The following is an 11,840-nucleotide window of genomic DNA, read 5'->3' as shown; positions in this document are numbered from 1 at the left end:
TCTTAAAGAGAAGGGGCCTTTCGGCCCCTTTTTATTTGGTTCTTGAAAACCAGCCGGTAATTGCAACGGCTAGCCAACCGAGAATCATTAATGATCCGCCAGTCGGTGCAGCCATCGGAAAGAGCCGATCACCCGTCATGTCACGCATGAAGAGATCGCCGCAGAACAAAGTGAGGCCGATGACAAGTAATACTCCGCCTAGATAAGCGGTGCGGCTGGCAGGCACGATCAGCGATAACACCAGAAACGCGGGCGCATGGCCGAGAAGAAGCGGAGCAATATTGCCCAGATGGTTCTCCCCACCATGGGCCGCTCCCGCGTAAGCAGCGATTGCAAGCGCACCGCACAGCCCGGCCAGCGTGCTGAAAAGAATTTTATGGGGCCGACTATCGGATTGAATCTGCATCTATAGCTCCACCGTTCAGGCAGTTTCGCGAATATCTGTGTTTTTTCGGGCATCCTCTAGAGCTGCAGGTAGGGCAGCTTCAAAAAGATCGAGCTGTTCATCGATACCGACGCTCACGCGAATACAGCGGTCGAGAACCGGGGCACCGGGTTTGCGCACGAAGATGTCACGCGCTATCAGGCCGTTGAGAACTGCCGTGGCGAATGCTCCGTCCTTGCCGCAATCGATGGCGACAAAATTCGTGGCAGAGGGGACGGTTGCAAGGCCGTTTGCCTTGGCGATTGTGACGATGCGATCTCGACCGGCTATTATTTTAGCTACCACGTCGCGCAGGTAAGCCTGATCTTTGAGGGCAGCGATAGCCGCTGCCTGCGCAAGACGGTTCACTGCGAAATGGTCGCGAATCTTGTCGAAGGACTTGATGGCTTCAGCGCTGCCAACCACATAACCGCACCGAATTCCTGCCAGGCCGTAGGCTTTGGAGAAGGTACGCATTCGCAAAATGTTCGGCCGGTCGGTTTCGAAAGGCGGGAAGGCGGAGGCAGGCCCCGTTTCGCAATAGGCTTCATCCAGAACGAGCATCGTGGTTTCAGGAACCTGCTCGATGAAGGACTGGATATCCGAACCCTCATGCCAGGTTCCCATCGGATTATCCGGATTGGCGAGATATAGAATTGCGGCATCTTGCTTGCGCGCCGCATCAAGCAGGCCGTCGAGGTCTGATCTGTCGTTGATATAAGGAACAGTAGACAGTTTCCCGCCATAACCGGCAACGTGATAGTTGAAGGTCGGGTAGCCGCCCAGCGAGTTGATGACTCTGTCACCTTCCTGAACATATTGCCTGACCACCAATCCGAGCAAGGCATCGACACCCGCTCCCGGCATGATGTTTTCAGGTTTCACGCTGTGATGTGCGGCAATGGCGTGGCGCAATTCATAGTTTTCAGGGTCGCCATACTTCCATATCTCGCTTGCTTCCGTCCGAATGGCTTCGAGGACAGATGGTGCTGGACCAAAACTGCTCTCATTGGCGCCGATTCGCGCCTTGAAAGGTTTTCCCCGCTGTAACTCCAACGTTTCAGGACCGGTAAAAGGAACGGTGGATGGTAAGCTTGCGACGAGCGGTGTAAGGCGGGGCGATCCCATGGCGATTTCCAGTCGATTCTCAGTCCTGCACAATGTGATGAGGACAAATCGAAGGGCTGGAGAATGCCGTCAGTCACCAACGCCTGTCCTGCTGGGAAAAGGCATAGCAACTTGTATTCGCCGGTGCCATCACAATGATTCCGCGTCGGCTGAATAATGCGAGTAAATGATCGCGCTTGCTGCCAGTTAAAGCTAAGCAATAAGGCTAGACAAGGTGAAACTATCCGGGCCTGAACCCGAATATCGATAAACATCATGACCTCAGCCACGCCTCCAAGGGGCTGGCTATGAAGTCCTACACATGGACGTGCCGAAGTCGCGTAGAGGGCATTTCGATCTGACTGGACCGATCGATGCTCTGACTATGTGTGCCCACTCGATCTTATCCGAAAACCTGGTTACAATTTTCGAGCTACCTTGCAGAGTATCTCCTGCAAGACAAAACAGCTTCTACGCAGGGAAATCAGCTCGCTGAACTGATTTCTTATCCCGCTACGACGCATCGGATAAGACTTGCCAACAAAGAGATAGAGCAGCTCACGATTCCATTCTAACTGGAGCCACTCTAGTGGACTTCAAGCACTTTCACGCATGAATCGAGGTCATGTGTAGCAAGATGAGCATAGCGCATGGTCATCTGCAGGGTCTGGTGTCCCAGCCACATCTGAACACGACGAATATCGATGCCACCGCGAACCAGTCGAGATGCACAGGTATGACGCAGAATGTGCGGAACGACCTGATCGTCCGTGCCAAGGCCGACTTCCATCTTTGCCTCATTCCAGATATGGCGGAACCGGACCTGATTGAGCATGGAGAAGGGGCCTTTGAGCTTTTCATGCGGAATATGTGCTGCTTTGCGGGCACGGCGGGTGAGGGGCACAGTACGGCTGCGATTTGATTTGGTGAGCCAGAACGTAACCCGTTGATCCTGAATATCGTTCCAGGTAACGCCGATGGCTTCGCCGAGGCGGCAGCCCGTGTCGACAAGAAACAAGGAAAGCCGGTAACTATCTTCACAGCGCGACTTGATCGCGGCGAATAGACGCTTTTCTTCCTCGTATTCAAGGAATCGAATGCGTCCTACACGCTCCTTCTGCCGGACGAATTCCGGTAGGTTGAAGATATCTCCCATCTTGTGCGCCTTTCGCAGCAGCTTGCTCAGCGCAGCCATCTTTCTATTGATGGTTGCATTGCTGTTGCCGCGCTCACGGAGCGAACCGATGACGGAGTCAAGCATTTCCTGATCGAAACCTGAAAAGCGTTCGCCCTTCAAAATCTCGTCAATTTCGCCGAGAAACGACTTCACATTATACTTGTGTGACCCATCATCCCACAGGATGTTGATATATTTCCCCGTCAGTTCCGCCACCGAAAATTGCTCGACAAGCCGGTGGTTCGGACTTTTGCTGGATGTGTACTTTAAGTTGTAGTCGACTATCGGCGTAAACTTATCGCCCATGTCGATCTTCGTTTCCCCAACGACGATCATTGCGCGCCCCCCTTTGATATATGAGACGCACAACTAATGAAATAATTCTCAGAACACAAGATAAGTGAGCTAACTTTATGCGGAGACATGATTGGACCTTTCTAAAAGACCATGTTTGCCCCCAGCTTTCTGTCGTCCCCCGTTACTCCCCTCGGTTTTCGATCCTTTTCGAAATCCCCATCTCTGAAGGATCAAAATTCACGCATTCGTGAGCTATGTTTCAAATGGATGTGCGCCAACGGTTTCCCGTTGGCGCATTTCGCTTAAGCGTCGATCTGATTAGAACGAACGCTGGAAGCGAAGCATGCCCTGGATTGCATCTTTGCTACCGCCTGCGAGGCGAGCTGGATGGTCACTGTCCCAACGGGTATAGGCAACTTCTGGCGTAACAGTGAAGCCAGGAACCAGCTCATAAGCAACGTTTGCTGCGACAGCTAGCTTACCCCAGTCTTCGTATGCACCCTGAACATTGACGGTAGCCTTTTCGGTTGCTTTGAACTTAAAGCCACCCCAGACTGCCCAATCACCACCCCAGGCGCCATACATCTGGTCATCCGTTTCTGCGGATGAATATGCGCCCTGCAGCCAAGCGGAGAAACGGTCGGTGATGTTCACATCACCACGAACCTTAGCAGCCCATTCTTCAATGACCGAGTCATAAGCTACTACACCAGCGAGTGAGCCCCAGCCCTGTTCGATCTTAAGACCGCCAACAACGTGTGGCATATAATCGTTGATCGAGTAGCCATCACCGCCCTGTTCAAGAGCCACAACAGCCGAGAAACCATTTCCACCCGTGAAGGTATAGGAAATCTTGCCGGTACGATAGTTGCCAGCAAGAACCACGTCGTCATTCATGATATCGCCGAGGTAACCGGTGAAGGTAAGGAATTCGGACTCATCAAGACCGACCTTCAGGCCACCAAGGGTAATGTAGGCGAAGTGAAGCTCGTGCGTACCTTCGTTGCCATCAGCTCCATAACCACCGAAGCCTGTATCACCGTAGTTACCGGCAACCGAATCCCACTGGAAGCGGCTTTCGGTAAATGTGCGCAAAGTGCCCATTTCGGTTTCAGAGGCGGTGTAAGTGCGTAGAGCGAAACGTGCGCGCTTGCGCCATCCACCGAACTCAACGCCCGTATAGGCATCATCACCACCACGAATGTCGTAACGGACATAACCGCCAATTCGCAGGCAGGTTTCGGTACCCGGGATGTAGAAGTAGCCAGCGCCGTAAGCATCGCAGACGCGGACATATTCAACGGCTTCTGGCTCTGGCGCGACAATTGCGTCGGCAGCCTGAGCGCCGGAAGCTGCAACCAGAGCTGCAGCGGAGCCAAGGAGAAGGCTCTTGATGTTCATTTCTGACCTCCAGTCAAGAATCGGCGGCTTCAGAAATAGATAAATAATTTCAATCTGTTATGTGTTCGCCGGATTCAAAACTGAAAAAGTCAGAAAACTGGAGGCCAGTCCGATACGTGCCGAACACGACGCGAAAAGGCGCAGAATCACAGGTTGCGAGACAAACTGGATCTGAATTTGATGGCTGGAATTGCTTGAAGCAGCTGGCGGAGAGGATGGGATTCGAACCCACGAGACCCTTATGAGGTCTACTCCCTTAGCAGGGGAGCGCCTTCGACCACTCGGCCACCTCTCCGGTAAGGGCGAGATAGCCGGTACGCTTTGTCATTTCAAGTGAATTGCGCGCGAACTGGTAAAATTTCCTGCGAATTATCGCACTTTATATATGCGCGATCAGGAATGTACCTGGCATCAGTGGCTTTCACGAAGGGGCGCAAGCGTCATTTAGCAGATATATAAGGACGGAAGATTCGCTCTGATTTCGATCAATGTGGCGGCCCGTAGCGGTAGTCTGACATATTCTGCGCCTAGAGCACGAGAAATAATGGATTCGCCTGCCGGAAACAGTGTCGATGCCAAATATCGCGTGTTTTCAAGCGTTAAGACCCGTTAATTCGCGTTTACTCATGTTAATAAACTCTAAATGGACCACCCGGAAACGGGCAATTTCGTGTCTTTTCTGCAACAACCCTCCCTCATAGAAGCACGAGAAAGGTTGGGAGAGTGCATTCGATGTTGAAACAAGAAAACGGGCGAGTATCTTCACATCCAGAAGAAGGAGCGCTTCGGGGCGACTTTTTCAAAAAGGGGATGGGGACAGGTTGTCCTTCAGCCAAATCAGAATGCCCAGACCCATTTTTAACTTTGACTGGAGGTCAGAAATGAACATCAAGAGCCTTCTCCTTGGCTCCGCTGCAGCTCTGGTTGCAGCTTCCGGCGCTCAGGCTGCCGACGCAATCGTCGCACCAGAGCCAGAAGCAGTTGAATATGTCCGCGTTTGCGATGCTTACGGCGCTGGCTACTTCTACATCCCAGGCACCGAAACCTGCCTGCGTATCCATGGTTATGTTCGTTACGACGTAAAGGGTGGCGATAACGTCTATACCGGTCAGGACCGTGAAGGTTGGGATAAGGGCGCTCGTTTTGCACTCCGTGCTTCGACCGCTTCGGAAACCGAAATGGGCACGCTGAAGACGTTCACGGAGCTTCGCTTCAACTACGCTTCCGCAAACTCGCGTGTAGACGGCGTCTATGGCACCAATTCTTCCGATACGGTTATGCAGTTCGCCTACATCACGTTGGGCGGTCTGAAGGTCGGTATCGATGAGTCGGAATTCCACACCTTCACTGGTTACCTCGGCGACATCATCAACGATGACGTGGTCTCCGCTGGCACCTACCGCACAGGTAAGATTTCTTACACCTTCACCGGTGGAAATGGCTTCTCGGCTGTAATCGCTCTCGAACAGGGCGGTGACAACGATGGCGGTTACGACGGTCTGGGTGACTACGCTATCGATGGCTACATGCCGCACGTAGTTGGTGGCCTGAAGTACGCCGGTGGCTGGGGTTCGATCGCTGGTGTCGTAGCCTATGACTCGGTTATCGAAGAATGGGCTGCCAAGGTTCGTGGCGACGTCAACATTACCGATCGATTCTCGGTTTGGCTGCAGGGTGCATATGCTTCGGAAGAATCTCCGGATCAGAACTACGGTCAGTGGGGCGGCGATTGGGCTGTCTGGGGTGGTCTCAAGTTCAAGGCAACCGACAAGGCAACCTTCAATCTTCAGGCTGCACACGACGATTGGGGCAAGACTGCAGTTGCTGCTAACGTAGCTTACGAAATGGTACCTGGCTTCACGATCACGCCGGAAGTTAACTGGACCCGTTTCAGCAACGATTGGCGTAACCACGAAGCTGGCCTTGATCGTAACATCAGCGAAAAGGATGCTGTAGGCGCAACAATTCGCTTCCAGCGCTCGTTCTAATCCCTCTGGGATTGTTCAAAAAGAACCCGGCAGCATCGCTGCCGGGTTTTTTGTTTGCGGATTTTCACGGTAGCGATCTTGCTTTCACCGAAATCTCGGTCTTTGTACGAATAGAAAGCGGTTTGTGTTCCGCTGCTTCGCATTCGATAATTTCCAGCGTGGAGACGCCACGACATGTTCAAATGGTTTTGGCCCGGAGTTACGTGGACCGCAGCGCTGACCGCGCTTGCGCTCTGGTTTGGTGCCGATCGGGTCGAGACGGATATTGCATCACGTACCGGCGAAGCATTGGCTCCATATATATGGACGGGCTTTGATGTGGACGGTCGCGATGTGACGCTTAAAGGTATTGCGCCCGATCCAGAGGCTCAATCCGCTGCGAAAATGGCGCTGGAGCAGGTGAGGGGGATTCGCGAAATCACCGATCTGACGAGTGTTCTTCCGCTCGTGTCGCCCTATTCGCTACAGATAAAGAAGAGTGCAGACGGAATCATTCTATCTGGTTCCGTCCCTGACAATGATGTCAGGGACCGTGTCATGGCGGCGGCTGAAAGTGCGGCTCCCGGCATCCCGCTTGATGATGAAATGGCCGTAGGCCGAGGCAGCCCGGCGAATTTCGTTGATTCGGTGGAGTTTGCCTTGCAACTTCTGTCGGCTCTGCGGGAAGGAGAGATTGAGATTTCAGACCTCAATATCTCTGTCAAAGGCAAAGCTGCAGACGATGCCAGCTATCAAAAGATAGAATCCCAGTTGCACTCCCCGCTTCCTTTCGCTCTGAAGGCAGGACGGGTAGAGATTGGCGAACCTTAGCTTTTACGGCGAGGAAGGCTGACGGAATCTCGAATTTCGTCCCCTGTTAGTTTTCTGTTCGGAATTGACACCCCGCCTGTTCGAGCCTTTCCTTTCTCTTTATGAATAGGGATAGCGGATCATATGTTCCATTTCCGGAATAGAAAGCGGACCTGACAATGCTTTATTTAGCCGTATCGTTTTGGCCGGTTCTCGCTGTAGCGGTTTTAATCGGTGCGGGTGTGGGTTGGCTGACCGGTTCGAAATAGTGGCGGCAAATTGGGGGCGGGGAAAAATTGACGATGATTATGTTCGTCGGGCTTGAGTAATCTGGAGTACGAGGAAACCATATGCCGTTGCTGATTGTTCAACTGGCTGTTCTTGTTGCCATCGCTTTTGTTATTGGCTGTGTTCTGGGTCGTTTCGTGCGGCGCAGAAGTGCGGCGATGCCGGATCACGAGCGTACAATTATTGCAGCGGCACACGCGACATTGCCAGTTGCTGAAAAGCCGGAAGCGTCAAGTAAGATCTTTTCCCCGGCAAAAACTGAAGAACCCAAAATTTCATCCCAGCCGCGCGAACTGGAGAAGCTTCAGTTGAAAGCTGTGCCCGATGCCGAAGTTGTGGGGGACTGGCCTTCTCGGGAGGAAAAGGCGGAGGCTGAGGCAGATGCCGAGCCTGTACGCGATCCGGGCCGACCTGAGCTTTTGGAAGTTGCGCGCCTTGGAAAGCCTGATGACCTTACCGTCATCAAAGGCATTGGCGGGGCGGTTCAGGGATTGCTCAACGGGATCGGCGTGTTTCATTACGACCAGATTGCCGGCTGGAATGAAGACGAATCGCGCTGGATCGAGCGAAACATAGGCTTTCCGCGCCGTGTGGAGCGCGAGGACTGGAGCGGGCAAGCCACCAAGCTGGCGAATGCAGCAAATAAAGCCAGTGCCAGGAGATCGGAAAGGCCCGGCAAAACAGCGACCAAACCAAGATCGCGACGGACAAAAAAAGCAGGCGAATAGCCTGCTTTTTCATTTCAGAGTAGTTCTACTATCTCAATATAAGCGCGAAGTTTTCTAGCGCCGACCGTAAATCAGATCGGTCTGGATATCGGCGCTACCGGTCAGACGGGCCTTGTAGACCTCATAGTTTTCCATGACGCGCTGAACATAGTTTCGTGTTTCGGAATAAGGGATACGTTCGATCCAATCGACGACCTGATCGATAGGCTTGCCGCGTGGATCGCCATATTTCTCGACCCATTCCGCTGCCCGGCGGGGCCCAGCATTGTAACCGGCGAAGGTCAGAACGTAGGACCCGTTGAAACGGTCAAGCTGCTCACCGAGGAAATGGGCGCCAAGCGTTGCATTATATCCTGCATCGCTCGTGAGGCGCGGTGCTGAGAAGCTCATACCGTTGCGGGTTGCTACGCTTTTTGCCGTTGCGGGCATAAGTTGCAGCAGGCCGCGCGCGCCTGCTTTCGAAACCGCGCCGACGTTGAATTCACTTTCCTGCCGCGCGATGGCATAGGCAAGGGCTTTGCCCGATCCGCTTATATTGGCAGTGGCGGGAATTGCGCCGAGCGGATGCGACAGAGCGCCGACATCAAGACCCCGCAGCGCAGCATTTTTGCCGACGCGTAGCGCCAGATAGTGATTCTCGTTGCGCTCGGCCATGACCGCCAGCAGAGCCAGCTCTCCGACGCTGTCCAGTTCCTGCGATAGCTGGTTGTAGAGCGTCGTTGCGCGACTACTGTAACCGACCTGTTCCAGCCGCCTTATCGCCTGCACGGCGGGACGAGCGGCAAACCGCGCGCGATCCGCTTCCGTTGGTCTTGGATAGATGAGCTCAGGCGCTTTTTCACTCAACTTGGCCGCTGAAAGCTGTCCGTAAAATGTCGTGCCGAAATGAGCGGAGCGACGATAATAGTCACGCGCATCGCCACCGCTACCTGCTTCAGCCGACCGCCCGAGCCAGTAGAAGGCGCGAGAAGCTGAAATCGGACGCGACGAGATTTCTGCGATCCGGGCAAAATGCGGAGCAGCCGTCTTCGGCTGGTTCAGGGCGCGAAGCGCATACCATCCGGCATGAAATTCCGCTTCTGCGGCCATCGTGGGTGATTCGGCTGCATGAGCCGAAACCAGCTTGTAGGCGAGCTGCGGCTTGCCAAGGTCGAGCAGTTCCCGCGACAGGATACGGCGCTCAATCCACCACGCATCCGGATCGACAAGCGCCGCAGCCTGATGTGGTGCCTTCAGCATAAGGTCCGTCGCCTCGTTATAGCGCTCGGCACGACGCAGATAGCGAATCTTCAGAAACTGATAGGCCGCATTGCCCTGCCATGTCCGGTCGACATCCGCTATCGCCTTGGCTGCGTTCGGAGATTTTTGTGAGACTGCCGCAAAGGCGTTGTAGAGCGATTGAGCTTGTGCTGGTCCCGCAAGCAGTTTTGCGGATTGCATGCGGTCATTGTAGAGAGAACTTAGAATACGGCGTTGATGATCCTCGCGCGTCAGAACGCCCGAAAACTCTTTCAGTATCTTTTGCTCATCATCGGCAGAAAGACGCTGCGTGGCCCACCACGGCGAAAGCAGTCCGCGTGCTTTGCCTGCGTCGCCGGTGCTGACATAGGCGCGGGCGAGCAGGATCATACCTTCTGTAGTCTGCGGGCGTGTATTGCCGAATGTTGCGATTACGGCGGCTGGCGTTGGGTTTTCCTTGAACAGAGCCCGCTCAGAATTGCGGCGTAGAACGGACGTTCCCGGCCAGCCGCGCAAATCCGTTGCCGCCGTTGCGATTTCGGTACTTGGCACACCGTCGAGACCGGATGTCGCGATAGCCCACGTCAAAATCTGGCGGTCGAGCGAGCCATGCGGCATCCCGTTGCGGAATGCAATTGCACTCGCAACGTCGCGGGAGGAAAGGGCATCAAGCCCGCTTTTTAGCGTTCCGCCAATTGCTGCCGGGTTTTCCGTGCGGCTGACCGCTGACGTCACGACCGGGTCGGGTGTGGCGGGACGCGGCTTCGGTGTCACCAGATTCATCGGCGACTGGTGTGTGGTCGTCGGCGCAAAGGGGCGCGCGAGCGGGGTTGGCACATCAGTCGGCAGCGAAGATTGCGCGAGCGACATCATCGGCTGCAGGGCAACCGCAACAAAGCAGCTCGCGAGGAGTGCTTTTCTTTTCAAGGATATCGCTGCGACTTGTTTTGACATTGGCTAACTAGAACAAAGACTTGGTTGATGCGCAATATGTTGTTGAAATCCGGCTTTTCTTAGCCCGGTTTTTGGCCGACGATTTCAATGATGATGATAAGCTCAAGGAATGAATCCATCCTTAATAAAGCGTTATCGCGAGTCGTTGCTCGCCGCTCGGCTGGCGGAGACTTCCAATGTTTCCGAAGGCAATCTGGCGAATAGCCGGTGAAGCATGGAGACTGCCGCGTTTTTTGCCGCAAAACTGCCGTATTACGCTTGTTTTGCCAGCTTACCCCGCTTGCTCCACTCGTGTGGCAAGACTATTGTGCAACGCCTCAACCCGGTCAGAAGCCCCAGGGTGATCCCAAGCTGATCGGTGGAATGAGGTCCAGTCTTTCTTTTTTCAGGAGTTCACTAATGCTGAAGGGCTCAATTACCGCGCTTGTCACGCCATTCGATTCCGAAGGAGCGTTCGACGAGAAAGCCTTTCGCGCATTTGTAAACTGGCAGATCGAAGAAGGCACCAAAGGACTGGTTCCCGTCGGTACGACCGGCGAAACGCCGACCCTGTCGCATGATGAGCACAAGCGCGTCATTGAGGTTTGCATTGAGGTTGCGGCTGGCCGCGTTCCGGTGATCGCCGGAGCAGGCTCCAACAATACGGTGGAAGCGATTGAACTGGCCCAGCATGCCGAAAAGGCTGGTGCTGATGCTGTTCTCGTCGTCACGCCCTATTATAACAAGCCGAACCAGCGCGGCCTTTACGAACATTTCTCGCGTGTGGCGCGCTCCATCTCGATTCCGCTCATCATCTACAATATTCCCGGTCGTTCGGTCATCGACATGACGCCGGAAACGATGGGCGCTCTCGTTCGCGACCACAAGAACATCGTGGGCGTCAAGGATGCGACCGGCAAGATCGAGCGCGTATCGGAACAGCGTGCAACCTGCGGCAAGGATTTCATCCAGCTTTCCGGCGAAGATGCTACTGCCTTGGGTTTCAACGCCCATGGCGGGGTAGGGTGCATTTCGGTGACGTCCAACATCGCGCCGCGTCTTTGCGCAGAATTCCAGGATGCATGTCAGGCTGGCGATTTTGCCAGGGCACTTGAGTTGCAGGACCGTCTGATGCCGCTGCACAAGGCGCTCTTCATCGAGCCGAACCCGTCTGGTCCGAAATATGCCCTGTCGCGTCTTGGCCGCGTGGAAAACGCGCTGCGGTCGCCGATGGTGACGGTGGAAGCTGCGACGGCTGAGAAGATCGATCAAGCCATGAAACATGCGGGTCTGGTCAACTGACCTGCCTGGAGTATTGCCAGCAAAAGCGTGAAGCGGTTTTGCTTGCGGCAATGCGACAAAACAAAGAGATGGAACGGCGCTTCGTTTCTGTAACCGTTCTTATTTACCGCTTTCGCTGATTTTTACGCTCCCGTAGCTTCGGGAGCGTTTTCATTTCAGGTATTGCA

General features: G+C 54.3%; 9 protein-coding genes and 1 tRNA gene. 4 read left to right on the top strand and 6 right to left on the bottom strand.

The genetic code is table 11. The features are described from left to right. Positions 1-31: 31 nt before the first annotated feature. The 5 genes from HWX93_RS12560 to HWX93_RS12540 all read right to left on the bottom strand — a co-directional run bounded on the left by HWX93_RS12560 (position 32) and on the right by HWX93_RS12540 (position 4,701). A complete protein-coding gene (locus HWX93_RS12560) occupies positions 32-406 on the bottom strand; it encodes a DUF423 domain-containing protein (RefSeq protein ID WP_176037519.1) in 375 nt (124 codons plus the stop codon). A 15-nt stretch (positions 407-421) separates the two neighbouring features. Continuing rightward, positions 422-1,552 carry a pyridoxal phosphate-dependent aminotransferase gene (locus HWX93_RS12555; RefSeq protein ID WP_176037518.1) on the bottom strand — a complete coding sequence of 377 codons (1,131 nt, stop codon included), beginning with the start codon at positions 1,550-1,552 and terminating at the stop codon, positions 422-424. Positions 1,553-2,117: 565 nt separating this feature from the next. Then, entirely contained in the window at positions 2,118-3,044 is a 927-nt protein-coding gene (locus HWX93_RS12550) for a tyrosine-type recombinase/integrase (RefSeq protein ID WP_176037517.1), read from the bottom strand. Between the two features lie 279 nt (positions 3,045-3,323). After that, the gene (locus HWX93_RS12545) at positions 3,324-4,406 is read right to left on the bottom strand and encodes a porin (protein ID WP_176037516.1); all 1,083 of its coding nucleotides are present in this window, start codon (positions 4,404-4,406) and stop codon (positions 3,324-3,326) included. Positions 4,407-4,610: 204 nt separating this feature from the next. Next, positions 4,611-4,701 (bottom strand) — tRNA-Ser (locus HWX93_RS12540). Positions 4,702-5,287: 586 nt separating this feature from the next. Here HWX93_RS12540 and HWX93_RS12535 point away from each other — a divergent pair. The 3 genes from HWX93_RS12535 to HWX93_RS12525 all read left to right on the top strand — a co-directional run bounded on the left by HWX93_RS12535 (position 5,288) and on the right by HWX93_RS12525 (position 8,199). Beyond that, positions 5,288-6,394, top strand: coding sequence for a porin (locus HWX93_RS12535; protein WP_176037515.1), 1,107 nt, complete (start codon positions 5,288-5,290; stop codon positions 6,392-6,394). Positions 6,395-6,568: 174 nt separating this feature from the next. Next, positions 6,569-7,204, top strand: a complete 636-nt coding sequence (locus HWX93_RS12530; RefSeq protein WP_176037514.1) for a BON domain-containing protein — start codon at positions 6,569-6,571, stop codon at positions 7,202-7,204. A gap of 329 nt (positions 7,205-7,533) precedes the next feature. Next, complete coding sequence (locus HWX93_RS12525; RefSeq protein ID WP_176037513.1) at positions 7,534-8,199, top strand: 50S ribosomal protein L21; 666 nt, start codon at positions 7,534-7,536, stop codon at positions 8,197-8,199. A 54-nt stretch (positions 8,200-8,253) separates the two neighbouring features. On the opposite strand, the gene HWX93_RS12520 is transcribed toward HWX93_RS12525, so the two are convergent. Next, positions 8,254-10,311 carry a lytic transglycosylase domain-containing protein gene (locus HWX93_RS12520; RefSeq protein WP_176037565.1) on the bottom strand — a complete coding sequence of 686 codons (2,058 nt, stop codon included), beginning with the start codon at positions 10,309-10,311 and terminating at the stop codon, positions 8,254-8,256. A gap of 480 nt (positions 10,312-10,791) precedes the next feature. Between HWX93_RS12520 and dapA the strand changes: the two genes are divergently transcribed. Then, positions 10,792-11,673 (top strand): 4-hydroxy-tetrahydrodipicolinate synthase, encoded by an 882-nt coding sequence (dapA, locus tag HWX93_RS12515; RefSeq protein WP_151677977.1) that lies wholly within the window; start codon positions 10,792-10,794, stop codon positions 11,671-11,673. Positions 11,674-11,840: the final 167 nt, after the last annotated feature.

Source organism: Brucella tritici (assembly GCF_902825325.1).
In the GTDB taxonomy this organism is placed as follows: domain Bacteria; phylum Pseudomonadota; class Alphaproteobacteria; order Rhizobiales; family Rhizobiaceae; genus Brucella.
This window is presented reverse-complemented; position numbering and strand designations above follow the sequence as displayed.